This is a genomic window from Pseudovibrio sp. POLY-S9, from assembly GCF_001431305.1.
GTDB lineage: Bacteria > Pseudomonadota > Alphaproteobacteria > Rhizobiales > Stappiaceae > Pseudovibrio.
Genome location: NZ_LCWX01000212.1, coordinates 1 through 25,606 on the forward strand (window position 1 = coordinate 1; position 25,606 = coordinate 25,606).

The window sequence follows — 25,606 nt, forward strand, 5'->3', positions numbered from 1 at the left end:
ACCACGCGCAAGCCGCTTAAAATCAAAACGTAAACCGGGCCAAACACCCCGCTACTCAGAAGCTAATTCTGTCTAACTTCACTCGACGACGGACAAGGTGTGACACATCAAAGCTGAAGTTCATTGCCTCCGATTTGGTGAGCAAAAGCTCGGACAGTGTTGACCAGCAAATAGGAGATTGTTAAAGGCCCGACGCCTCCAGGAACAGGGGTGATAGCGCTTGCAATTTTACTTACTGCATCGAAATTCACATCACCGACGATACCAGATTTTCCGTTACCTAAATCACGCAGGCGATTAATACCAACGTCAATCACTACGGCACCGGGCTTCACCCAATTGGCTTTCACCAAATGCGGAGACGCTGCTGCGGCCACGATAATGTCTGCAGCGCGAACTTTACCTTCGATATCGTGGCTAAGGTGGTGAACTGAGGTGACGCTACAGCCTTGCTGAAGCAAAAGCTCCGCCATAGGTTTCCCAACAATGTTGGAGCACCCAATAACAGTCGCATCCTTTCCATGAAAGTCGTCGATCACCGTCTTTAAGAGGCGCAGGCAGCCTTGAGGTGTGCAAGGAGTCAGTGCATCCTGTGCCCCCGCCATAAAGTTTCCGAAATTAAGTGGGTGAAAGCCATCGACATCCTTTTCAGGGCAATTTCATGCAGGATTTTGCGTGCATTCATGCCATTGGGCAAGGGCAGCTGCAACAATATGCCATGGGTTTCAGGCTCTGCACTTAGGTCACGAATGACTTGAGTGAGGTCAGCTAGAGTGATGTTGGCATCAAGCGCTAGTTTCTGGCTTTCGATACCAACTTTACGGCAACGCTTGACCTTGTTGTTGACGTAGATTGCGCTTGCTGGATCATCTCCAACAACCACTACCGTTAGCTTAGCGGTTTTGCCAAAGCTGGTGTGCAAGGAGGCAATAGCCTCCTTAACTTCCTCATCAATAACTGCGGCAAGGGTTTTGCCGCAGATGATTTGTGCCTGAGTCATTGTTGGAAGATCACTGTGCGATTGCCATGGATGAACACGCGACCTTCAGCATGAAGCTTCAAGGCGCGAGCGAGGACGCGTGTTTCAATGTCCTGCCCACGACGAATAAGCTCTGCTGGGGTTTCTGCATGGCTGATGCGCTCTGCATCTTGTTCAATGATAGGACCTTCATCCAGATCAGGTGTCACGTAGTGCGCAGTCGCACCAATGTGCTTCACACCACGCTCCCATGCCCGGTTATAAGGCATCGCACCTTTAAATGCAGGTAGGAAGGAGTGGTGAATATTGATGATCTTACCAAAGTGTCTGGAGCTAAGCTGGTCTGACAGAATCTGCATGTAACGAGCCAGAACCACCAACTCCGCTTCAGTGCGTTCTATCAGCTCATCAAGCTTGGCTTCCTGCTCGGTTTTGTTTTCTTTATTGACTGGCCATAGGTAAAACGGAATACCCAGTCGCTCTACATCAGCACGGCTGTTGGAGTGGTTTGAAACAACGGCCTTGATCTCAATTGGCAGTTTGCCGGTTTGAACGCGATACAGAATATCAAGCAGGCAGTGGACAAACTTTGAAACCATCAGGATCGTTGGAATAACACGAGCCGTGTCTTCCAGCGAAATTTCTGCTTTGAAAGCATCTGATAACTTGTAAAGCGAGCAAAATGAGGCTCCAGTGGAAACCTTTGGAGCCCACCCGCATTTTTTATGGTAATGGGGCTACAAAACGCCTTTGCTAGCTTCTTTCAACTCAGCCAAAAGCGGTGCATTTTGGTAACGCTCTAGCGAGAAATCACTGGCGTATTTGGGTTTTCCATCCTCAGCTACCCACTTTGCGACCAGGTCGGCTGATGCGCAGGCTGCCATTGTGCCAAATCCGGATAGTGCAGCAACCATGAATGCGCCTTTTTCGGCACCGTTTTCTCCCATTGATCCGATCAGCGGCCAGTTCTCTTCAGTCATTGTGTACCACCCACCATAATGGGTCATGTTTCGAGGTAACTTACCATAGTAAGCCTTCAAAGATGGGTTGAGGCGGGCAGCTCCGCGCAAAGCAATTTCTGGAAACTGATCATTCAACACTGGTTCCCATGCCACATCCTGAGGGGTTTCATTGTAGGCCCAGCCCAGTTTCAACCAACTGCCATTGTCACCACCATCCGGTCGACAATGGATAGCGCCGGGCATTTGTTCAGTCAGCCACTTGTACTCATCATCACCAGCTAGCCAATCCTTTTCATCTTCAGACCAGTCGATACATTGCTCATCCAGATCAATTGAAAAAGGCAGGTTGCGGGGAATGGCTTTTTCTACGTCTTCAAATGCAATCTTTTGTTGGAAAGTATTGTAAACAGGAAGAGTCTCTCCGATCATTTCTGCAATCTTACCCGCAAATGGCCCTGCAGTATTGACAATTTTCTCTGCTTTGACACGCGTAAGGCCTTCACCGGTTTCGATCTCAAGCTCAAACCCATCTTGCTGATTTATTTGCTTGACCATACCAGTGAGGCGCCGTCCTCCCTGAGCTCTGTATTTTTCCAGCATGTACATCCCCATCTGCTGGCCGGAAATGTCCCCACCACGACGAATATGCAAAACAGTTTGAATCTCCTCCGAGAAGGAAGGGAATGCTCTGCGGATCAGGTCCTGATTCTGCATTACATCCACGCCGTCGGGAGCTGATTCCCAATCTGGCTTTTCAGCAAATTTGTAGGACACACTGTCCGAGGAGCCATGGAAACGGATCAAATCGTCATGTTTATTGTCGTACCCATAACGAATTTGCTCTACCAAATCGTCTACCTGAGTTCGGCGGGTCGCCAACGCATAACCGCGTCGGTTCATGTGCAAGCGGTTGTTGCTATCGCGAGCGATTTTTTCCATCAAATCAATAGAATGGTTGGTGAAGTCCACCATGCTTGGATGCGGCCACCAATTGCGATAGTTCTCACCTGACTGAGCCGATGTGAATGCCATTGGCTGGCCTTGCTCGATTAAGAGCACGTTGGTGATGTTGTGGTGTTCGGCCAGATAATAAGCAGTTGCGATACCGGCGATGCCAGCACCAATGATAGCGACCTCTGCTGAGTGTTGTGTCATTTTTCTGAATTCTTTTCGTATGGACTATTTGATGCCGACTTCGGCATAAGGTTCATTCTTATGAACTCGGCTCATCTCCATGCGCGTCAAATCCAGCGTTTGGTAAGAGCCATTGAGAGCAAGTTCAGCCAGGGCTCGTCCCACTGCCGGTGCATGCATAATGCCATGTCCGGAAAAGCCGCAGGCTGTAATGAGGTTTTCATGTCCAGGCGAATACTTGCCTATGATCATGTTTCCATCCAACAGGTTTTGTGCGTAATGTCCGGCCCAGCTCCGTTGTAGCTTGATTGCTTCGAATTTGGGCACAAGACCGGCCATCATGGGCCAGATGACCTCTTCAAAGTAATTGGCGAAAAAGCCGGAGTAGATGTCATCAATAAACCCTGGAGCAATATCAAAGCTTGGTCGCCCGCCAGCAAATCCATCTCCCTCAGGTCTAAAGAACATACCGCTCTCATCTTTAACCAAAGGAAGTGACTCAAGTTCATGGGCACATTTCCAAAAGTGCTGGACTCGGCACATCGGTACGACCGGCAGGGATGCTCCCGTCATCTCAGCCAGTTTATTGGCCCAGGGCCCGGCGGTGTTAATGAAATACTTGCCGTTAATGGTAGATCCATCCGCGAGAGCAACAGAATGAACCTCTGTTCCTGAACATTGCATGTCTGTCACACTGGAGCGAATGTAAGTGACACCCATGTGTTCTGCTGCCCTTCGAAAACCTTGCAGCGCAGCATATGGATCAATCCAACCATCATCCGGAGTGTAACACGTTAGTGCGATGTCCTGACGATCGATGCTAGGAAACTTTCTGGCCGTTTCGGCTTTGTCCATCAGTTGTGTCGTAACGCCCATCGAACTTTGTAGATCAACGTTCTTGCGTAGTGTTTCTTCGCCATCTTTTCCTACAACAAACAGATAGCCTTGCTCGCGAAAACTGATGGACTGGACATCCGGAACATCTGTCAGTGCTGCCTCAAACCTCTTATAAAAATCAAGGCTATAAGCCGACATGGCGATGTTTTCTGGTAAACTGAACTGCTGACGTACTCCACCTGCCCCTTGTGGGGTTGTTGCTTCTTTGTACGAAGGATCGGGTTCTATAACCGCGACAGCCCCAACTAGTCCGCTGCGGGCCAAGAAATATGCAGCGGCAGACCCCATAATTCCGCCGCCCATAATGACGATATCGTAATTCATTCTTCTTGCTGAGTGCTCCGCAGTGGAGGTCCTGGACGGGCCTGATAATTGGTATTGCGTATTTGATGTTGACAAAATCGTATACGTTTTGCAAGTATCTAATACGTATTATTTCGGAGTATTTGATGAACTCAGCTCAAGAAGAGCTCAGCACACCTATCAAGGCTGGTAGTGCTGCTGACCCTATCTATCGTGATTTGAAATCCAAAATCATGAAGGGAACACTCGAGGGTGGGCGACCGCTGAGGCAAGACGAAATTGCCTCTGCACACGGAGTTAGCAAGATTCCTGTGCGAGAGGCATTGCGTCGCCTTGAGATTGAAGGATTGGTGGAATTTCGACCTCAAAGAGGCGCGATTGTCCGCAAGCTCTCTGCAGAAGATGTGCTGCAATTTATTGATATCAGACTGGCGCTTGAGTGCCGGGCATTGGAACTTGCAATCCCAAACATGATTGAACGTGATTTGGAACATGCAAGATCCCTGCTGGATGACTACGCCGCAGAAACAGCCATCGAGCGCTGGTCTGATTTCAATTTGCAGTTCCATAGGTTGCTTTATGAGCCATGCGGTAACAGGCATTTGCTTGGCATGATTTCTGATCTTGAACAACGCATTGGTCCGTACATGCGCTTACAGGTGACAGAGGCCAGTGGCCTGGATCGCCCAATGCGAGAGCATCATGAGATTCTGGAAGCATGCGCGAGGGAAGACAGCACCTTTGCGGTAAATACGCTTCGAAAACACATTCAAACTACGCAAAAAGAAGTCGCTGCCTACCTTCGTCGGCGCACTGCGTAACTCTGAAACGGGCCCATGGGAGGAGTCCTTGCACAAGTGCAAAAATAATCATGAGGAGACGTCAATGAAAAATCTTTTCAAGCTAACTGTTGCAGCTGGGGCATTGGCTGCAATAGCAACCGGAGCCATCGCAGCTGAACGTAAGTTCGTAAATATTGGGACTGCTGGCATTGGTGGCGGGTATTATCCAACGGGCGGTTTCATTTGTAACATTCTGAACAAAAGCCGTAAGACGCAAGATCACAACATTCGTTGTACTGTTGAATCCACTGGTGGCTCTGTCGCTAATCTTCGTTCAATTCAATCTGGAGAGATGGACGTCGCTATTGCGCAAGCAGATTGGCAGTACCATTCGTCCAAGGGATCATCAAAGTTTGAGAAAGACGGTGCCAACGATAAGTTACGTTTCCTCTTTTCCTTGCACTTGGACACTGCACATCTTGTCGCTCGCAAGGATTCTGAAGCAAAAGATTTTGCAGATCTTAAAGGGAAAGTTGTAAACATCGGCAATGCAGGTTCTGGCACAGAAGCAACTATGAACTTTGCTCTGGGCCGCTATGAAACTAATGCTGATGAGTATTATGGCCAGGCGACACGTTTGACTTCTCGTGAGCAGGCTCAAGCCTTGTGTGACGGCAAGATTGACGCGTTTTTCTACACGACAGGCATCACAGCTTCTTCAATTACAGAGGCTACAAACACCTGTGATGCAGAAGTGCTTAACTGGAATGATGATGTCACTGCTAAGATGATTGAAGAATTCCCGTATTATGGCGTGTCTATAGTTCCGGATGGCACTTATCGCGGCCAGGAAGGTGAGCGTACGACCTGGGGTCTGCCTGCGACCTTGGTAGCTTCTGCAGATGCAGACGAAGAAGTGATCTACAACATGGTCAAAGCTGTGTTCGATAACTTCGAAGATTTCAAAAAGCAATCCACGCTCTACATCGGCGTTACTCGTGAAGGGGCTGTCAAGAACGGCCGTTCCGTTTCATTCCACCCAGGTGCAGAGCGCTACTTTCGTGAAGTCGGCCTGATCAAGTAACAGCAACTCAGCTGAACTCGATACAAGTGGCAAGAGGCGGGCAATGAATGTTGCCCGTCTTTTCATCTAGTCCAGAGAGGGGCGAATGGACCAAAAACATCAAAATGAACTGCAAGACCTGATTGCTGAAAATGATACAGGTGCACGTGATCCATCCGGACTTGCCAAATACCTGATTTTTGCAGTGGGCTTATTGTGGCCTCTCTACCAGCTTTACATGGCATCCCCATTGCCATTTTCGACTGGTATCGGACTTATTGACGACACACAGCAACGTGCCATCCATCTGGCTTTTGCGTTTTTTCTTGGGTTTGCGACATTTCCAGCGCTGGTTAGATCTCCGCGCAAATACATCCCCTTTTATGACTGGCTCTTTGCCATCATTGCGGCCTCATGTTCATTGTACATCGTTGTTTTTTACAGGGACGTTGTAGAGGGTTCTGGGGGTATTCGCCCAACACAGGAATTGGTGATTTCACTTGTAGGGATAGGAATGCTTCTGGAGCTCACCCGACGTGTTCTTGGATTGTCGCTTGTCGTCGTAGCACTCGTCTTTTCCTCCTATGTTTTCTTGGGCCCTGTACTGCCGGAGTTAATTTCGCATCGCGGTTTTAGTCTCAATCGTTATGTAGATCACATGTGGCTTACAACTGAGGGGGTCTTTGGCCTTCCACTCGGTGTCTCAAACTCGTTTATCTTTCTGTTCGTGCTGTTTGGTGCTTTGTTGGATAAAGCCGGTGCGGGCAACTATTTTATCAAACTGTCTTTTTCGCTCCTGGGGCACTTAAGGGGCGGTCCTGCTAAAGCCGCTGTGGTTTCGTCTGCTCTGACAGGTCTGATTTCAGGTTCTGCAATTGCCAATGTTGTAACAACGGGCACATTTACCATTCCATTGATGAAACGCATTGGCTTTTCAGGAGAAAAAGCAGGTGCGATTGAAGTGTCATCTTCGATAAATGGACAGATCATGCCGCCAGTTATGGGGGCAGCCGCATTCCTGATGACGGAGTTTGTCGGCATCACCTATTATGATGTGGTCCTGCACGCCTTCGTCCCTGCCGTGATCAGCTACATCGGCTTGTTCTATATTGTGCATCTAGAAGCCGTAAAAGCCAACATGCCAGTGCTCGCTAAGCTTCATCAAAGCACGCTAGGGCAGGCTCTTTGGAGTTTCCTGTTTGGCTTTGGCGCAATTGCTGTTGTAGCAGGTGCTGTCTATGGCTTCGCGACTTTGCTGAAACTGGTCGCAGGCGAGGCAACTATTCCTTTGGCTGCTGTCTCAATGATCATCCTTTACATTGTTCTCTTGAAAATAGCCGCCCGTTATCCTGAACTTGAAATCGATGACCCTAATGCCCCTCTTGTCACTATACCGGAACTAAAGCCTACGCTCATGGCAGGCCTCTATTACATCATTCCAATTGGAGTTCTGATTTGGTGTTTAATGGTAGAGCGCCTTTCTCCCGGCCTGTCCGTCTCTTGGGCAATTGTCGTTATGATTGCTGTTATTCTGACACAACGCCCATTAATGCAGCGTTTCAGATCTCAAACGGCAGGCAAATCAAATGATGCTTTTGCGAGAGGCTTCAGCGACCTGTTGGATGGGATGACAGCCGGTTCTCGCAACATGGTCGGCATCGCAATCGCTATGGCGGCTGCTGGCATTATCGTTGGCGTCGTCTCTCTGACCGGGCTCGGTCTGCTGATGACGCAAATTATCGATGCAGTATCAGGTGGTAATGTTGTCCTGATGCTTGTGTTTACGGCAGTGATGTGTGTTGTCCTGGGAATGGGCCTGCCAACAACAGCAAACTACATCGTTGTGGCAAGTGTTATGGCCCAACCCCTAGTGACGCTGGCTGCTCAAAATGGGCTTACAATCCCATTGTTCGCCGTACACTTGTTCGTCTTTTACTTCGGCCTAATGTCCGGCACGACGCCGCCTGTTGCAGTCGATGCTTTTGCTGGAGCTGCTGTTGCCCGCTCTGACCCTATGCGCACCTGCGTACAGTCATTTTACTACAGTCTGCGCACAGCCATTCTGCCATTCATCTTTGTATTTAACCCTCAAATGCTTCTGATCGGTGTGGACAGCATTCCCTACGCAATTCTGATCATCACTATGTCCACAGTCGCTATGTTGGTGTTTGCAGCGGCAACTCAGGGGTACTTCTTTGCAAAAAGCTATAAGTGGGAGTCGCTTGCACTTCTCTTGGTCGCATTTATTTTGCTGCGCCCTGGCTTCTTGCTCGACACGGTCAAGCCACCCTTTGAGAGCTTGAACCCCAATCAGATACTACAAGTCACAGAGCGCGCTGAGGAAGGCGCTAACCTTCGCCTTGTGGTGGAAGGTGAGAACTTTAGCGGTGATATTGTCCGAAAAGTTGTCGCATTCCCTCTTGGAGATCAAGGTCTTTCCGGAGAAGAGCGCTTGAGTGAGAAAACTGGGCTAATGATCCGTGAGGAAGGCGACAAGGTCTGGGTAGACGATGTCGCGTTTGATAGTCCGGCGCAGAAATGGGGTATAGATTTCGATTGGGAGGTTTTGGAGTTACACAAGCCTAACAGCCGCTTTGCGAAAGAGTGGTTTTACATTCCAACGCTGTTCGTTCTGGGTATTCTTGTCCTTTTCCAACTACGCCGCCGCAAAAGAAATGAAGGTAAGGAAGGGGCTTTGAGCTATGTATAACGATATCCTCGTCCCTGTAGACCTTGACTACCCTGAAGCAAGTGAAAAAGCCGTTGCCACTGCTTGCCAGATAGCGAAGGCCTACAAGGCGGTACTACACTTTCTCAGTGTGGTTCCTCCGGTTAGCCCACTTATAGCCTCGTATTTTCCTAAGGACTATAAGTCCAGTCTCAGCGCAACTGCTAACGAGCGATTGCACACATTCACGTCAGAGTATGTCAGTGATGACAATATCAAACTGCAACACGTGATCGCTCATGGCTCTGTTTACGACGAAATTTTGCAGATGCGTGAAGCACTAAATGCCGATCTCATTATCTTGGCTTCTCATCGTCCGGAACTAAAAGACTACCTGCTAGGCCCCAACGCCGCCCGAATAGTCCGCCACGCTCCATGCTCGGTTATGGTCGTTCGGGAAGGGCAGGGGTAGTATCTCAATACTAATTTTCACTCAGATGGCTTTCCAGTTTGTCTAAATGAAGTTGCTCGTGGCCAAAGTTAGTTGGAAGAGACTGGCTTTCAATTAGTAGAGTGTTTTCCCCTGTCTCTGTCGAAACTAGTTTGGTTGAACGTAAAATTCTGATGTTAGAACTGCTAGAGACTCCTCTCTAAGAACTGCAGTAACATTAGTTTCTCCTTGAAAGCAGGGTCGTGGTTATTCTTTGAAAGGAAGAAGCCATAACTTTCTTCCGTTCCTAGAAGCAGTTTTTTGCTTACAATGACAAAGGGCCAAAGAAGCTCTGGCCCTTTGTTTTTGAACAACTTCAAGTACCTAACCGGCATCCTTGGCGTTTTTGAGGAGGAAGTCTAGGACTTGGGCTTTTTCTGTGTCTTCTAGTCCTGCGCGTGGGAACATGGATTGGGTGATGCCTTTCCACTGGAGCTGTGTGAATTGAGATGGATCGCGAGGGCCGTGGCACACGGTGCAGCGTTGATAGAAGAGTTTTTCACCTTCACTCATGTCTTCGTAAAGAGCTTCCACTAGACCATCGATGCGATCAGAATTCACTGCTTCTTCTGATACTGCAGAGAAAGTCACGTCCTCCAGAATTGCAGGTGGTTCATAGGCACGGTTTGGACCTTCAGGGTCTTCGCATTTGCGCAAAGATACCAGACAGGTGTTTGCTGTAGTTGCCTGACTGAGACCACTTGAACGGCGGGACGAGGTTACAAAGTTGATCAAGCCAGAGTTACAGCGACCTTGGGAATCGACCTGCGGCCAGCCACCTTCATAGATTGAGACAACACCCGGCATAATTTCATCGGAAACCACCGCGCCCGCAATCACAGTTCCGCGATCATTGTAAAGCTCTACCAAGTCACCATCAGCAATACCGCGTTCTTCTGCATCCTTAGCGCTAATGCGGACAGGTTCGCGGCCTTGCACCATGTAAAGTTCACGCAAGCGCTCGGAGTTGCCCATCTGTGAGTGCAGGCGATACCATGGGTGCGGGCTCACTACATGCAGCTGACCTTCCTTGGCGTTGCCAAGATACTCTGCAGGTTCCATCCACACAGGCATGCCAGGGCAGTCATCCAGCTCCATTTCAGCAATGCTCTTACAGAACATTTCCACCTTGCCAGATGTGGTGTGCAGTGGATGTCCTTCTGGATCCTCATAGAAGTCGCCATGACGAACCCATTTGCGAGCTTCTACAGGGACATCCATCCGTGCATAGCCTTTTTCCCAGAACTCTTCAAAGCTCTCGGTCGCAGAACTGCGTGCGTAAGCTGCTTTGATGTGATCCATGTATTCAAGGCTCTCAGTAAACTGAGTGTCGATCACAAAGTTCTCAGCGAGGCGGACGAAGATCTCATAGTCGCTCAGGCTCTCCCCAAGTGGCTCAATCACCTTTTTCATGGCGTAAACGCGGTCATTTGAGTAAGTGCCGCCGGATGTGATGTCATCACGCTCAAGAGACGTAGATGCAGGCAACACAATGTCTGACCAGCGTGTGGATGCGCACCACCATGGATCCTGGCAAACAACCGTATTCACTGTCTGAAGTGCATTGATCAGTTCGTTTGTATCCTGCTGGTGAGACATGAAGTTGTTACCAGCGTTATAGATCATCTTAACAGTTGGGAAGGTGCGCACAGAACCGTTGTGCGTGAACTCCTTGCCCGGGTTCTTCAGCATTTCAGAAATACGAGATGCCGGGCAAATTGCGCTGACTAAATTGCGGCCTTGAGCCAAGCCGGATGGTGTCGATTTACCAGAGGTTGGCATACCGCCATTGCCGTAATGCCAGGAGAAACCAACGCCTTGACCCGGCTTACCGATTTTCCCAGTCAGTGCTGCAAAGTTAATGATCGCCCAGTGTGTCATTTCACCATGGTGAGCACGCTGCAGTGACCATGCGCCGGCAATTTCGACTTTCTTGGAAGCGAAGAGTTCCGCAAGCTCTCTGATTTTATCTGCAGAAATACCTGTTATAGAGGAAGCCCATTCAGGTGATTTTTCTACACCATCCGCTGTACCCATCAGGTAATTGATGAACTTGTCTGAGCCTTCTGCGTATTTTGCAAGATAGGCTTTGTCGTGCAGATCCTTTTTCACCACGTGGTAAGACATGGCGTTGAACAGGGCGACATCTGTGTTTGGAATGATCTTGAGCCATTCCGCATCGAAGAATTCATCAGATGCTGTGCGCTGCGGGTTGATGGAGATGAACTTCACACCGTTGTCGCGAATTTCTTCCCAATGTGCATACATGCCATGGTCAGCAACACGGAATTCAACACGGTTGTTTTTAATCGGATCACAGCCAACAAGCAGGAAGATCTCGGTTTCATCCCGGATGACTTCCCAGGAAGTTTGTGCGGAATACACTTCCATGTCGCCAATCACATGCGGCAGGCTGATCTGAGAGGCGCCACCGGAGTAATCGCCTGCGGTCATGGAGCAACCACCGAACAGATTGAAGAAGCGACCTTGCAATACGTTTGGCCGCATCACACCCGCATGAGACCAACCACCGTAAGATGAAGAGAAGATACCTTCGTTGCCATAGTGCTCGATGGTGTCAAGAATAGCTTTGGAAGTGAGACGGAGAGCCGTGTCCCAATCTACACGGACGAACTCTTCCTTGCCGCGCAGCTCTGGCCTGATTTCGCCAGTCTCCCAGCCTTCCAGATAGGATTTACGCACCATTGGATAAAGAACTCGGGTCTTATCATAGGTCCGGTCAATCACACCGTATGTCAGCATTTCAGTGGGACGAGCATCCAGTTCGATCATTGGCGCCATGCCAGAGATCTTGCCATCTCTTACAATAGCCTCGAATGGACCGTAGTGCGTTGCATGGAACACGCGGCGGCTGTGAGAATTTGGGTCGATTGAAGCCAATGCGGAACTGCTGAGCAAGCTTGATGCAAACAGAGCAGAACCACCTTTGAGAACTGACCGGCGACTGACGTTGAAAGTAGTCATTTTTCTTCCCTACGATTTGAATGACTGTGTTTTCAAAAGCATCGCAAATTTGATTGAACAGGTCCCACGTAGCTCATGAATGGATGGTTCGATTTTGTAACAGAATGTAAATCCGCCTATCGTAATCAGGATGAGTTCGGTAAAGTCCTCTCATGACTGACACTTTTCATATCGTGATTGTTGAAGATGATTTGGTGACTCGCAAGCGCCTAGGCGCGTTGTTACGCCAGCAGCGGTACACTGTGAGCGAAGCAGAAGACGTTGATCAGATGGAAAGGATCATCGAACGAGACAATCCAGACTTGCTGCTTGTTGATATCAACCTTGATGGAAAAGATGGCTTGCAGATTACGCGCGAGCAACGCGCTCAATCTGATATCGCGATAATTCTGCTGACAAGCCGCAACGATCAGGTCGACCGGATTATCGGACTTGAGATGGGCGCGGATGATTATGTAACCAAGCCATTTGATGCACGCGAGTTGTTGGCCAGAGTGAAAGTGCTGCTTTATCGTGTGGGGCTGCACCGCAAAACACAGGCACAGCAACTTGAGCCATGTAGAATGTTTGGTAGCTGGACTTTTGATCCCAAACGCCGGCGGATCGTACAGGAAGATGGAACAGCTGTTGTTCTGACACGCGGCGAGTTTGAGCTGTTAAATGCCTTCACTCAGCATTCCGGGCAAGTCCTCTCCCGGTCACGTCTCCTCCAATCCGTGACGCATCGACAATTCGTGTCTGACACTCGTATTGTTGATGTGCTTGTTGGCCGCTTGAGGCGTAAAATAGAACAAGATCCACCTCACCCAGAGCATATTATTACCGTTCATGGAGAGGGTTACTTGTTCATCGGGGATGATCCATAAGCAATCAGAAGATCAGTCTTCAAAGGGTTTAAGTCCGAGATGTAAAGCCGTCTCCTGTAAATGGCTCAGCTCCTCATCCAGCATTGACAATACCGGAGTAAGCTTGATTTGATCGGCAGATAGGTCTCCGGCCATCATTTCAAGATCTCCAAGTAATTGCACGCTTCGAGTAAGATTGAAGTTGGAGACAGCTCCTTTCAAGCGGTGAGCGAGGTGCGCTAACATCTTCATGTCTCCAGCTGCGAAAGCCTGCTTTAGCTCTTCAACATCCTGGGGTGTCTTCGCGAAGAAGTCGGCAAGAATGGCCATAACATTATCCTCGCCCATGTATCGAATGTCCTCTATCAGACCGGTTTTCACGGCATCGATAGAAAGAGCTGCGTCACCAATATCTTCTGAGAGCCGTTTATCCGCACTGGCGTTTTGAAGAGCCGCAACAAGATTGCTCGGAGATATCGGTTTTTGAACAAACTGTGTGATGTTTGCTGCTTCCAGAGCACTCATATCTCTGAGTTTATGAGCCGTAACCGCAATCAATCGAGGGAGTTTTTGATTGGCGCTTGTAAGCTCATGCATTCTGCGGGCAGTCTCAACACCAGTGATATCAGGCAGGTCCAGATCAAGCAGCACAGCATCAAACTGCTTTTCCTCATAAGCCTTCAAAGCTGCAGCTCCATCTTGCGCTTCGGTGACTTCACATCCCATCTTTTCCAGATAACCACGGGCAACCATGCGACTGACAGAGTGGTCTTCCACGACCAGCACGCTCAGCCCCAAATTTTGCTCAATCTCATTCTCCTGATCACTGGCAATTTCTGAAAGTGTTCCCTCTTCAACAGGCACGATCAGTTTAAAACAAGAGCCGACTTCAGGTTCACTTTCAACGGTCAGAATACCCGAAAGCGCTTCGGTTAAACGGCGGCAAACTGTGAGCCCTAACCCTGCGCTGAAGCGTTTATTGCCGTAGCTGTTTGGTTGATGCTCATAAACATCGAAAATGTGCTCCAACTGATCTGCTGCAATGCCGATGCCAGTATCTGTAATTGAGAAGATGAGTAGGAATGTGCCTTCTTCTTCACCGGGTCGTTGATCTATTTCCCAAAAAATACGGCCAGACTCAGTGTACTTGACTGCATTGGAAAGCAGGTTAATCAATATCTGCCTCAACTTGGATGCATCCCCAAAGACAACGCGTGGTACGAGCGGAGAGATTTTGATATCTAGGTGCAGGCCTTTCTCTATCGCATCCGTTTTTGCCAGATCAGCCACCTGCGCAATGAAGTCATCCAGTGAAAAGTGTAGTTTGTTGATATCAACGCGCTCTTCTCGGTATCGCTCGTAGTTCAGAAGATCATTAGCAATCGCCAGAAGATCTTGCGCAGATTTTCGTGCGATAGTCATGCGACCTTTGATTGGATCAGATACGTCATGTTCGATAAGGCGGAGCATGCCAATCACACCATTCAGCGGTGTTCGGATCTCATGGCTCATCACTGCAAGAAATTCAGATTTAGACCGTGTTGCCTGCTCCGCCTGCGCCCGTGCTTCATCACTTTGTCGAGCTTCCTCTAAGTATTGCTGGGTGCGTTCTTCAACTTTGTCTTCCAGCTCTCGTTTGCTCGTTTGCAGGTCTAACTTCAACTGATGGTTATGACGTACCTTGCCGTAGAGAATTTCCACCGCACGCTCCAGTCCCCCAAGATCATCTCGGGAGGTTCTGTGAATCGCCTGCGTGAAATCATCTCTCGCAAGTGCAACAATTCCAGAAGCGATGGATCGCAAACGAGCAACAATTCTTCTATTGGCAAAAATGAATATGGAAGCTGCGATGCCAAGCACAATCAGCACAAGGCCCGAAAAACCAATCAGGATCCATTCCACCTTATAGCTCAGGCTCTTTTGTTGGCTTTCTGCGTACTCCTGATTGAGAACAATCAGAGATCCCAAACTGCGAGACAGCTCCTGAGACCTGATGCTCACGCTTCTACTTGTATCGAGCGCCTTCTGCCGCAAATCGATCTCACCCATCAGAATCTCTGTAAGTTCAGAGGGAGAGAAAATTTCATTGAGTTCACTCAATCGTCGCTCAACCTGATCGGCCCAATCCGGACCGCGAATGAGCAAGGCGCGCCCTTCAAGTCGCTTCAATTGTGCAGTTGCGTCTTTCAGGAATTGTTCGCGCTCCTCCTTAACAAGGGAAAAGCGTACGGTCTGCAAAAGGCTCTGAAGCGTGATTGCGGCCTGTCTGAATTCGATCATTCGTTCCAAAAGAAAGAAATCTTCATCAACCAGCTTATCAAGTTTCTGCTCTTTTTTTTCCTGACTTTGCTGGTCGTAAAGAGACGTAATGTCGATCGAAACACCCACTCGCGCGTTGGAAACCAGATTATCACCAATGACCGTCAGTTCAGACAACGCCTCAAGGCCTTCCCGGCTCAGGGTTTGTAGCCGGACATCGAATGCTTTGATTTGGCGGGACAATCCAAGAAGGTTTTGTGTTTCTTTAACAAGAGCTAGTGCGTTATCACGAACAACCGTTGTATTGAACTTCGTCGCCTCCAAAGCAGAAACAGAGGCCAAATCTTGCTGTATGGTAACAACTTCACTTTCAAGCTCACCGCCAAGGCGAATAATCTCACCTTCATGTCGAGCAAGAGAAAAATCGCGAGACAGTTGGGCCACTGTTTCTGATGAACGCCCCAAAGCGCCACTCGCCGTGGTCAGACGAATATTGCTTTGCATCAACGCCTGATAGGTTTGGCTCAGATACAGTACACTTCCAAAAGCCAGAATGGCGGTAAGAAGGGAGAGGCCTGCAAGTGTTGAGAAGATCAGCTTAATCTGTCTATCAAATCTCACCTTAGGCTCCTGATATTCAATGAAGTTTCCAGTAACTCAATTTGGCCAGTGCATCATCGCGACTGCAATACTATTGCTGTGCCTCCTCTCATTTGTAGGCCAAAGTACAGCACAGGACTTTGATTTACCTATTGAAGCCCACAAAATACCGTTTGATTTTTCAAGCCCTGCCCAATCGGCTACATACACTCCCTCCAAGGCTTCTGGAAAAGGCTTCTCCGTTTGCGTTCTCGTCCCTCATATGAAAGATGAGTACTGGATAAGCGTTCACTCTGGATTTCAGGAGAAGGCAAAACAACTACAGCTGAACTTTGATTGGCATGAAGCAGGTGGCTACCTTAATCTAGACCGTCAGGTAGAACAAATCCGCACCTGTGTTTCCAAAGGACACGATGCAATCGTAATTGGTGCTGTCAGTGCAAATGCGCCTAAACTTCTTAAAGCTGTTTCAGAGGCTACCCAGCAAGTACCGGTTATCGCCCTCGTGAACGATCTTGCCTCTCCTGATTTGAGTGCAAAAATAGCTGTTTCCTGGGAACGTATGGGACAGATGCTGGGAGAGAAGATCGTAAGCGACTTGCCCAAAGGATCAGATCGTCGGTTCACAGTCAGAATGGTGTCAGGCCCCTCATCTTCTGGTTGGGCTCCGATTTTAGAAAGAGGCCTTAGAGAAGGGTTGAAGTCTGATCGCATCATCGTCATCAAAAACTTTGAAGCAGACAGCGACTACCACAATCAGTTCCAGCAGGTAGAAGCTGCCGTTGCAGAGTGCGGTCCTAACGACATCCTCGTTGGAAGCGCCCCTGCCGCAGAAGCTGCCATGTCCCTCATCAATCTCATCCCCTGTGCATCAAAGCCAAAGATCTACGCAACCTATTACTCTCACGCAGTAAAACGCGGCCTCCGCTCAGGCAAAATAGCCGCATCAGTCGTAGACTTCCCCGTCCTCCAAGGCTGGCTCGCCGCCAATCAAGCAACAAAATTGCTGACAGGTGCTCTAGAATACGAGCAAGTTGGCCCAAAAATTCAAATTACGACACCCAAAACACTTCCAGCAGACAAGTGGGCGGTTATCGCCAACAGCATCAGATGATGCATCATTTTGAGTATGTTGAACTCTGCAATAGCCGAAAACAGGTCTATGTTTTCCTCATTGCAGCTTTGATTTATTGGACTGCCCGAGATGTCTGTGAAGCTTGGTGTCTGCCTTGAACGGTAAGTTAGATGAGAACACCTAAAGCTGAAAATTAGCGATATCTGGAGCTGCCTAGTGACGGCATGAATTGTAGGTATGGTTACTCAGTTACGAACTTACTTAAATCTACATATGGTTGAAGCCATGCACTAATTGTAAGCATCAAGATTTAGGTTGGGTGTGAGTATTTGATCACATGTTCTATGCATAAAATGCCATGTGTGACACATACGGTCTCTAATAAATTCTAGTCTCTGATCTTCTGATCTGCAATGCCACCTCTCCCGTGCCTAAGTCGCGTTGTTAAACGTGATCACAAACATGTACGAGCGAAATAAGTCAGTCTACCAGCGCACTTGTTTCACTTTTAGGAGCCTAATTTCTGGCCCCCAGTAGGTCGATCCGCAATAATGAGCTGAAGCACTCCAGGCCGACTTGCACCAGTTCGCCCTGTTCAAAAACGTGAGGTAAGGCACCGCCTTCCAACCATAAACCGTCCAGGATCGCATTTCCAGCTATGCTAAGGCGTCTGAGTTCTTGTTCACTCACTATCCTGCCTGCTTCAAGCAAAACATCAGAAATCAATTTTTTCAGGTGCAAGCGAAGCAGGTTGTAGCTTCGTTCGTGGCTTTCTGTCATGTCCTTGTTGTGAAGTAAGGTTTCGAAGAAGCCAGCCCATATGGCAATCGAGTCATGGCTTGTAACTGGCTCTTCCAGAGAGACCTTAATAAAGTTGGACATGCGCTCAGCGGCAGTCTCTTCACCGCGAGATGCTTCATCTGCAATGTGGACCAGATTGCCCATGTAGGCTTCATAGGCAGCTGCAATGAGCTCGTCTTTCTTTGCAAAGTAGTACCTGATAAGCCCTTGGGTAACGTTTGCTTCTCTTGCTATTTCTCGCACGGTGGCCGACTGAACACCTCCACGCGCGATAACCCGCAAAGTTGCAGAAATAAGATCAGCTCGCCTCGTATCTGTGTTTTCCTGACGGATTTTTCCAGATTTATCCTGCATTTCTGTAAGCACATCCAAGAGTAAAAACCAGCAACTTGTACTCATGGGAAAGAGACAAGTGGCCGTGAAGTTAAATTTATTACCAGGCCGTGCACCCATCAGACGCATCTATCATGACTGACTAAGCCTTGATGAAAACTTGGCTCATATGAAACCGCAATAAGTTCAAAGATATCAAAATGATCTTTTGCTTTCAACTTATCCTGGTAAAGAGGCGTGGCACCAAATCCTTAGATTTCAACTTTTCTTTGGTGAATTTAGTTGTGGTCATCCATGTTTGAGCACATTTTCTATTATCACCCTCTTGCAGGAAGCTTGTTTTCTAGAAGCCGGAATGCGAATGCAATACCGCCGGCAAGTATGAGGTAGATCAGCGCGAGCATCAGCAGCGGTTCATAGATGATGAACGTCTCTTGGCGAATACGCCCAAAGATCGCATAAACGTCGACAACAGCAATGGTTGCAACCAACGGCGTCGCTTTGAGTTGCAAGATAAGTTCCCCACCCAAGGTTGGTAGTACACGTTGAACTGCCCTTGGCAACCAAATGCGATGTAGAATTGTAAACGGATGCATTCCGATAGCATGCGCTGCTTCTAGCTCTCCGCGAGGGACGCCTTTAAAAGCACCTCGCATTACTTCACCTTCATAGCCTGCAAACGACAATGTAAGAGCGACAAACGCATAAGGCCACGCCTCAATCAAGTAAGGCCAAAGCCAGCTTTGTCGTAATCCGGGCATGTAGGGGAATAAAGATCCCAAACCGTAATAGAGAACCCACATCTGCAACAAGATTGGCGTTCCGCGGATCAGCGTGCAAAAGCTCATCGCGAGCCAAGCCAGCGGGCGAGGTCCAGTAACTTGCACAAGCCCAATCGGCACCGCAAGCAAAAAGCCAGCAACGATCGAGCTCACCAGTAACGCAATGGTGATCCAAAGCGCATCCAAAATCTCAGAACTATATTTAGGCAGCCAAGCCCAATCCATCATAAATGCGAAGGTCAGCACAAGCACTGCAGCGACGAGAACCATAATCAAGCGATGAGGCTTCATAAGAGTTTGCTCAGGCATAACGTGTTCCCCGGCTCACGCGATTTTCCAACCATTTAAAAAGCTGGGCGGAGACCAATGTCACCATTAGGTACAATCCACCAGCTGCGAGCAGGAACAGGAAATAATGCTTTGTTGCACCAGATGCCTGACGCGCCGCCAAGGTCAATTCTGTAAAACCAACAACCGCTAGCAATGCAGTGTCTTTGGTTGCGATCAGCCATAAATTTGAGAGGCCCGGAATTGCAGCAGGAAGCATTTCAGGAATTGTAATTCGGTGGAATATGCGTAGCGGATGCATACCAAAGCTGTGCGCAGCTTCGATGTGCCCAATCGGTACAGAGGCTATGGCACCACGAAAAACCTCGGTTGCATAAGCGCCTTGAACAAACCCTATAACAAGCACACCTGCAGCAAAACCGTTGATTTCGATCCTACCAAACCCAGCGACTGAGAGCACATTGCTGAGCAATTCAGGTAGTGCGAAGTAGGCCAACAAGATTAAGACCAGCTCAGGGATGGCACGAACAAAGGTAGTGTAAACAGACATGAGATCCCGAGCGACTGGACCACCGGACCGCTTCAGTGTTGCACCCCCAAGACCGATCACGATACCAATCGCATACCCAAGCAAGGCAACTTGCAAAGATACGACGAATCCATCCAACAAAGCTCCCCCCCAACCCGGAGGTTCCAAAGAGAGCAGTTCGGCAGCACTCATTTCCCGATAGTTAGTTGCCATACAGTTCTCCCAAGCCAGCAGAGGGAGGCCCCTCTACTGGCAATCCGATACTTATTCGCCGAAGATATTGAAGTTGAAGTAGTTGGCAGTGATTTTATCGTAGGTGCCGTTTGCGCGGATTGCATCAATGGCGTCATTGAGCTGAGATCTCAGCTCGTCATTGCCTTTGCGAAGACCAAAACCAACTCCCTGGCCATGAATGGAAACGTCAGCTGCAACCAAGCCAGCGTCGTTACAGCAGATCTCACCTTCAGACGATTTCAGGAACTCGTCGAGAACTAAAACATCGGCCAAGGTGCCATCAATCCGTCCTGCAAAAAGGTCTTGATTAGCTTCGTCCTGAGTTTGATATTCACGGATCTTGGCATCTGGGAAATGTTTTAAAGCGTATGCTTGGTGGATAGACCCAGACTGTACACCTATGATTTTGCCTGAAACCCCCTCGGAAGTTGGAGTAACACCACTGCCTTTACCAATCGCGATAGATGCGCCGGTCTGATAATACTTATTGGAGAAATCAATGACCTTAAGGCGTTCTTCATTGATGCTCAAAGATGCGCCAATAATATCAATAGATTCAGCAGTTAAAGATGGAATGATACTATCCCACGCGGATGCAACGATTTTACAATCCAGTTTGGCCTCTTCACAAACAGCATTGATGATATCAATCTCCCAACCGGTGTAGTTCCCGGTTGCATCCGGCGTGGAGAATGGCGGGTAAGCCTCTGTTGCGATGCCAACGCGAACAGGCTCTGCAGCTGCCGCTGTTGCATACCCAGCAACAGCAAGCGCGAATAGAGTAGATTTGATTTTCATTTTTCCTCCCAGTATTAATTGATAGATTGAATAAACTGCTTTAAACGCTCGGACTTTGGGGCCTGAAAGATCTCTTCAGGTGTTCCCTGTTCTTCAATTTGCCCCTGATTGAGGAAAATCACTTTATCGGCAACTTCTGCAGCAAACTTCATTTCGTGCGTAACGATGATCATGGTTCGGCCTTCCTCAGCGAGGCCTTGCATTACAGTCAAAACTTCACCCACCAGCTCAGGATCAAGGGCGGATGTGGGTTCATCAAAGAGCATGACCTCCGGATCGACGGCCAACGCACGTGCGATAGCGCCGCGTTGTTGCTGACCACCTGACAGATACGCGGGATACATCTCACGGCGTTCAGTGAGGCCAACACGCTCAAGTAAGTGATGTGCAATTTCGCGTGCTTCATTTTTGGGCCGTCCCAGCACCTGCACCTGAGCTTCCATTACATTTTGCTCAAGTGTCATATGCGGCCATAGATTAAAGCTCTGAAACACCATCCCTAAGCGACTGCGTAACCGGCGCAGCTGGCGTCTATCGGAAACTTCTGGGTTTCCTTGCTTGTCAAATTTTAAGTGGATTTCTTCGCCAAGCAACTTGAGTAGTCCAGCACTGCTTGGTGTCTCAAGTAGGTTGAGGCAACGAAGAGTAGTCGATTTACCTGAGCCACTCCCCCCAATCAGCGAAATCACTTCACCAGGTCGAGCGATGAGATCAATTCCCCGCAGGACTTCGAGCTGCCCAAAGGATTTATGCAGATCATTCACTTCAATGACTGGTGATGGTTGTTTATCGCGGCCCGGCAATGCACCTCTCCCAATTTATACGATTGAATAAATTTATGCATGCGCATAAACTAGGTGTCAATACTAATATTGATTCAGTCTGAAATTGGCGTAAAACAGGGAGAAAATCTTGACTAAGCGTTCTTACACATTCACCCACGCGATCACTCGCACACCGGGTCAGTCCATCACACAGGGCCTTCGCGCGGTGGATGTTGGCGCACCTGATCATGAAGTTTTCCTCAAGCATCACGATGACTATGTGGCCGCATTAGAATCCACCGGAGCGACAATCATTACGCTTGATGCAATGGAAGAATTTCCTGATTCTGTCTTTGTTGAAGATGCTGCGCTTTGCCTGCCAGAGGTTGCTATCGCAATGCGCCCCGGTGCTTCAAGCCGTTTAGGAGAAGCTGCAGCTATGATCCCAAGCCTTGAAAAACTGTATGATACAGTGCTCACCATTCAAGGCGAAGGGTTTATCGATGGCGGGGACATCCTCACTACCGAACGTGAAATTCTCATCGGCACATCGGCACGAACCGACACGGCAGGGATCGAAGAACTGCGCAAAATAGTTGCCCCGTGGAACTACAAGGTTCGTGAGTTACAAACTCCAGAGGGTGTTCTCCACTTCAAAACCGATTGTTCCTTACTTGATGAGGAAACCATCCTTTCCACGAAGCGTTTGGATGCATCTGGTTGCTTTGAAGGTTATCGTGTCCTGCACACCGCAGAAGGTGAAGAAGCCTGCGCAAACTCCATTCGATTTAACGATCTTGTACTGATGCCAGATGGCTTCCCGAAAACCGAAGAACTTCTGGTAAAAGAAGGCTACAACGTCCGCAAAATTGGCAATACCGAAGCAGCAAAACTAGACGGCGGCATGTCATGCCTATCACTACGTTTCTCACCGCCAATGATGTAAGCCAAAGCATTGCTTCACTGTGTCTTCTGAGAGGGGGCGCAGTGTTTCTTCAATTTCTACAGGTTAGGAAAATCTAATTTATGATTCTGTGAACTCGCCAACGTACTCCAATCTGTTTGTCATCAGAGCAATCCGATGTGTTGTTTATGTCATCTCGAGGATGCGAAACTACAACTGACTGGTACTAAAAGTAGTGCAGAGGAATAAGTCGTCATTTGATGCTGTTAAGCAGCAAATACGAATATGTTGCAGTTAAGGTGATAAATTCATTGTAGTGAGGGATGATGAATGAAATCGTCTTTGATTGTGAGTTCCTCGTAACTGAAAATGCTCAACGTCAGTTTTAGTGCACTCATATGATCCAACTCCAGTTACGGCTCAGATTGAGACAGTAAGATTTTACCAAGTGATAGTTTTGAAACTATCGATACACTCAAAGCCTACGGCAATCTAACTTCTATAACCGATCTGCTTGGTTAGCGACTTTTAATGCGGGTTGTCGTCACCGCTGTTGTTGCGTCTGTCATCTCTCGTATCCTGATTAGTGACAAGATTGTTTTATTTGCTGCGCCTGCTTACTTGAAAAACAACGGCGGGCTGAATAGATTAATCAATTGTGAAAATACAGTTTTTTGCAATTCTCAAATGTCGGATTGCTTCAACTTTAGACCCTAAAAGATAAGATCAAATGCTTCGTGAGGCTGACTGTGCAGGGTTGGAGATTGCATTGTGGCCTAGTATGCTTGTGAATGATGCTCTGAGAATCAAGCCCTTTAACAAGTTTTTCTAGAGCTTAATGTGGTGAGCTTCCCATCGTTGCGTTATATCTGCACAAGAGATCTCTAGATCCGAGAGTGAGGTACTTTCTACGGTTTGTGTTTTGTGACCGATTCAAGTGTCTGTTGGGGGCATTGACTGGCAACAAGTGAGTAGATATGGCGAGGACACTGAGCTGCCCCATCAGCTCAATGAGTGCAAAATTTCGATCTTTTCAGAAAGTGAGAGCGTGTCTTCAAGATTAATCCTAGGTATCTCACAGTACTATCCGTCTTTTCGTAGATTTGTACAACTTTGGTTCCGCGTATTGAATGTGTACTATAAAAGCGTGGTTCTGGTCCTGTTGAGGAGACGCATCCGTTTAACAATCGACCATATGATGCGTCGAAATATGCGGTCTGAAAGCAGAATTAACTGAAGAATTAGTGTGAGCATGACAGTTTTTTGGTGGGAAAACCTGTCAATAAAAGCAAAAAGCTTCTATCTTGCCTACATACGCTTTGCGACTACTGTGACTGTCTCATTAAGTGGATTTGGGAAGATGTAAATCTCCATCAAGTTCTACCGTGCTTCTTACGCGGTTTACTCCATGTAACTTCATTATTCCTCGTGGTCTTCCGGCTTTGTCGATACGGACAGCTTTGCCCACTTCATTTGGGAAAATGTTTGTGCGTAGGTCTTTGAGTATCTCTTTGGCGTGACCAAATGGGGCAACAAAATCGATACACCATAGCTGAGTGCCACTGTTCCAATCTTTGGGTTGCAGATTGTACTCACCAGACAGATACTTAGCTTCAACCTCGTCTGTTAAGCGCGCCCATGTGACTAGACCTAATGGGCGCCCTTTGCTTCTGTATATTCTGAACTGGTTTAGATGAATTGGTGGGAGAAAAACGGCACCAACATCATTTATTTGATACTCGCTGTGCAACTTTGATGCGAGCAGCAGATAAGTGACTTCTCCAATTAATTGCATGCGCTTAACTGAAGGTAAGCGAGTGAACAAACCATTCTCAGGATTAAAGAATGCTTTGGATGAGTTCACCGTGGTATTTGGCACAATCTGTTTCTTTCATGAAATTTCATTGTTTATCGATTGCTCCTGATCAAATTACAATAAGTTACTCGAGGCGATAAGGGAAGAACTATCTCTCTCTGGAACAGATTTATATTGTCAGATGATCGATTACAAATTCAGATTTGCTTCAAAGGGGTGTTTGTTATGCGCAAATGAAACAATGTAATTTGAAATTTACTACATTTTTATAATAAATTACTGATTAAGCTCGGCGCAAGTTTAATTAATCACCTTCAAGTTCTTAAGCTAGGATCGTTAATAAGGGTTCTGCTTGTACTCGCCTACTGCTGGATGCTTGAGTAAAGTCTACATAAGAAGCGTGGTTACTTAATAAAGATGAATAAAAAACTTCTGTTAAAATTTCTATTACTTACTTTCATGTCTCTTGTAATCGTGAGTGTTGAAGCATCGGAAGTCAAGACTGGTCCTGCAGTCATTTTGTATGGCGGTAAAGTAATTGCTCCAAAAGTTGGCCAACTCATCGTACAGGTGCATCCGAATGGATGTGTTGCTTCGGCGTGGGCAAGCGGTTTCCTTCCTACGCGTCGCCTTACTACGATTGTTGATGAACACATTAGCGGTAAGGAGCCACGTACGCAGATAACGACTGACTTGATGAGGGCAGTTGCCCAAAATAACATCATAGACGTTGACAGACAGCTTGCTAACAACGCTAAAGTGAATGAAACAAATACTTTTGGTTGCACTGCCACTTTGTGGGCAGTCTCATTTGCTTATGAAGATATTCTGGCACTTCTATTAACCTCCGGCGCAGATGTTAATCAGACGGACGCCATAGGGCGTTCCCCTTTAATGGTCGCCGCTCAGCGTGGTGCTCTATCTATTGTGAAGAACTTAGTTTCTGCTGGAGCTGATCTTTTCCATGTCCAATTAGGAGGGGAGCATGAGCAGGGTAATACAGCTTTGCATTATGCCGCTGAGAGAGCTCAAAATTCCGCTGTAATTGGGTATCTTCTCGAGCAAGGCTTAGACATTGATGCGGTTAACGAAGCCGGCCAATCCGCTCTGATGCATGCTGCCAGGCGGGGGAACCTTGAAAATATTCAAATCCTCTTAAAAGCCGGCGCAAATCCTCACTTGAATGACAAAAACGGAGACACTGCTTTAGGGTTTGCAAAATGGAAAAAACACTCAGCAGTTGAGAAGGTATTGGGCCGATATCAATAAGTAAAATGTGAGTGTTGCGAGTGCCTTATCTCTCCTAGAAACTTTA

20 protein-coding genes and 1 pseudogene are annotated in these 25,606 nt (G+C 47.9%); 8 read left to right on the plus strand and 13 right to left on the minus strand.

All coding sequences use genetic code 11. The annotated features are described in order from the left end of the window. Positions 1–107: 107 nt before the first annotated feature. The 5 genes and pseudogenes from PPL9_RS34795 to PPL9_RS21045 all read right to left on the minus strand — a co-directional run bounded on the left by PPL9_RS34795 (position 108) and on the right by PPL9_RS21045 (position 4,296). Positions 108–605, minus strand: coding sequence for a hypothetical protein (locus PPL9_RS34795; RefSeq protein ID WP_348271977.1), 498 nt, complete (start codon positions 603–605; stop codon positions 108–110). Next, complete coding sequence (locus tag PPL9_RS34800) at positions 581–1,000, minus strand: tetrahydrofolate dehydrogenase/cyclohydrolase catalytic domain-containing protein (RefSeq protein ID WP_348271978.1); 420 nt, start codon at positions 998–1,000, stop codon at positions 581–583. The genes PPL9_RS34795 and PPL9_RS34800 overlap by 25 nt, the downstream gene beginning before the upstream one ends. Beyond that, positions 997–1,656: pseudogene (locus tag PPL9_RS21035) on the minus strand (formyltetrahydrofolate deformylase); the annotation flags it as partial. The gene PPL9_RS34800 and the pseudogene PPL9_RS21035, both read right to left, overlap by 4 nt. 60 nt (positions 1,657–1,716) lie before the next feature. Next, complete coding sequence (locus PPL9_RS21040) at positions 1,717–3,096, minus strand: FAD-dependent oxidoreductase (protein ID WP_057464527.1); 1,380 nt, start codon at positions 3,094–3,096, stop codon at positions 1,717–1,719. A gap of 24 nt (positions 3,097–3,120) precedes the next feature. Continuing rightward, entirely contained in the window at positions 3,121–4,296 is a 1,176-nt protein-coding gene (locus PPL9_RS21045; protein ID WP_057464529.1) for an FAD-binding oxidoreductase, read from the minus strand. Between the two features lie 125 nt (positions 4,297–4,421). Here PPL9_RS21045 and PPL9_RS21050 point away from each other — a divergent pair, with 125 nt between their 5' ends. The 4 genes from PPL9_RS21050 to PPL9_RS21065 all read left to right on the plus strand — a co-directional run bounded on the left by PPL9_RS21050 (position 4,422) and on the right by PPL9_RS21065 (position 9,260). Further along, positions 4,422–5,096 (plus strand): GntR family transcriptional regulator, encoded by a 675-nt coding sequence (locus tag PPL9_RS21050; protein ID WP_057464530.1) that lies wholly within the window; start codon positions 4,422–4,424, stop codon positions 5,094–5,096. A 64-nt stretch (positions 5,097–5,160) separates the two neighbouring features. Beyond that, positions 5,161–6,141, plus strand: coding sequence for a TAXI family TRAP transporter solute-binding subunit (locus PPL9_RS21055; protein WP_057464532.1), 981 nt, complete (start codon positions 5,161–5,163; stop codon positions 6,139–6,141). 85 nt (positions 6,142–6,226) lie between these two features. Continuing rightward, positions 6,227–8,830: a TRAP transporter permease gene (locus PPL9_RS21060; protein WP_057464534.1), complete on the plus strand. Its 2,604-nt coding sequence runs from the start codon at positions 6,227–6,229 to the stop codon at positions 8,828–8,830. Beyond that, the gene (locus PPL9_RS21065) at positions 8,823–9,260 is read left to right on the plus strand and encodes a universal stress protein (protein ID WP_057464536.1); all 438 of its coding nucleotides are present in this window, start codon (positions 8,823–8,825) and stop codon (positions 9,258–9,260) included. The genes PPL9_RS21060 and PPL9_RS21065 overlap by 8 nt, the downstream gene beginning before the upstream one ends. 342 nt (positions 9,261–9,602) lie before the next feature. On the opposite strand, the gene PPL9_RS21075 is transcribed toward PPL9_RS21065, so the two are convergent. Beyond that, on the minus strand, positions 9,603–12,263 hold the full coding sequence (locus tag PPL9_RS21075; RefSeq protein ID WP_057464539.1) for a molybdopterin-dependent oxidoreductase: 2,661 nt from the start codon (positions 12,261–12,263) through the stop codon (positions 9,603–9,605). A 152-nt stretch (positions 12,264–12,415) separates the two neighbouring features. On the opposite strand from PPL9_RS21075, the gene PPL9_RS21080 reads away from it, so the two are divergent. Next, the gene (locus tag PPL9_RS21080; RefSeq protein ID WP_057464541.1) at positions 12,416–13,129 is read left to right on the plus strand and encodes a response regulator; all 714 of its coding nucleotides are present in this window, start codon (positions 12,416–12,418) and stop codon (positions 13,127–13,129) included. 12 nt (positions 13,130–13,141) lie between these two features. On the opposite strand, the gene PPL9_RS21085 is transcribed toward PPL9_RS21080, so the two are convergent. Next, positions 13,142–15,988: an ATP-binding protein gene (locus PPL9_RS21085; RefSeq protein WP_057464543.1), complete on the minus strand. Its 2,847-nt coding sequence runs from the start codon at positions 15,986–15,988 to the stop codon at positions 13,142–13,144. 19 nt (positions 15,989–16,007) lie between these two features. Here PPL9_RS21085 and torT point away from each other — a divergent pair, with 19 nt between their 5' ends. Beyond that, complete coding sequence (gene torT, locus PPL9_RS21090; RefSeq protein ID WP_082597019.1) at positions 16,008–17,081, plus strand: TMAO reductase system periplasmic protein TorT; 1,074 nt, start codon at positions 16,008–16,010, stop codon at positions 17,079–17,081. Between the two features lie 477 nt (positions 17,082–17,558). Here the strand turns inward: torT and PPL9_RS21095 are convergent, their stop codons facing one another. The 5 genes from PPL9_RS21095 to PPL9_RS21115 all read right to left on the minus strand — a co-directional run bounded on the left by PPL9_RS21095 (position 17,559) and on the right by PPL9_RS21115 (position 21,610). Next, the gene (locus PPL9_RS21095; RefSeq protein ID WP_161831408.1) at positions 17,559–18,197 is read right to left on the minus strand and encodes a TetR family transcriptional regulator; all 639 of its coding nucleotides are present in this window, start codon (positions 18,195–18,197) and stop codon (positions 17,559–17,561) included. Positions 18,198–18,493: 296 nt separating this feature from the next. Further along, entirely contained in the window at positions 18,494–19,267 is a 774-nt protein-coding gene (locus PPL9_RS21100; protein ID WP_057464550.1) for an ABC transporter permease subunit, read from the minus strand. Further along, entirely contained in the window at positions 19,260–19,988 is a 729-nt protein-coding gene (locus PPL9_RS21105) for an ABC transporter permease (protein ID WP_057464552.1), read from the minus strand. The genes PPL9_RS21100 and PPL9_RS21105 overlap by 8 nt, the downstream gene beginning before the upstream one ends. A gap of 51 nt (positions 19,989–20,039) precedes the next feature. Beyond that, entirely contained in the window at positions 20,040–20,819 is a 780-nt protein-coding gene (locus tag PPL9_RS21110) for a transporter substrate-binding domain-containing protein (protein ID WP_208989528.1), read from the minus strand. Between the two features lie 2 nt (positions 20,820–20,821). Continuing rightward, positions 20,822–21,610: an ATP-binding cassette domain-containing protein gene (locus tag PPL9_RS21115; protein ID WP_057464556.1), complete on the minus strand. Its 789-nt coding sequence runs from the start codon at positions 21,608–21,610 to the stop codon at positions 20,822–20,824. Between the two features lie 109 nt (positions 21,611–21,719). On the opposite strand from PPL9_RS21115, the gene PPL9_RS21120 reads away from it, so the two are divergent. Next, positions 21,720–22,517 (plus strand): dimethylarginine dimethylaminohydrolase, encoded by a 798-nt coding sequence (locus tag PPL9_RS21120; RefSeq protein ID WP_057464558.1) that lies wholly within the window; start codon positions 21,720–21,722, stop codon positions 22,515–22,517. 1,300 nt (positions 22,518–23,817) lie between these two features. Here the strand turns inward: PPL9_RS21120 and PPL9_RS21125 are convergent. Continuing rightward, positions 23,818–24,354, minus strand: coding sequence for a toxin-activating lysine-acyltransferase (locus PPL9_RS21125; RefSeq protein WP_152986785.1), 537 nt, complete (start codon positions 24,352–24,354; stop codon positions 23,818–23,820). 354 nt (positions 24,355–24,708) lie between these two features. On the opposite strand from PPL9_RS21125, the gene PPL9_RS21130 reads away from it, so the two are divergent. After that, entirely contained in the window at positions 24,709–25,560 is an 852-nt protein-coding gene (locus PPL9_RS21130) for an ankyrin repeat domain-containing protein (RefSeq protein WP_057464561.1), read from the plus strand. Positions 25,561–25,606 lie beyond the last annotated feature (46 nt).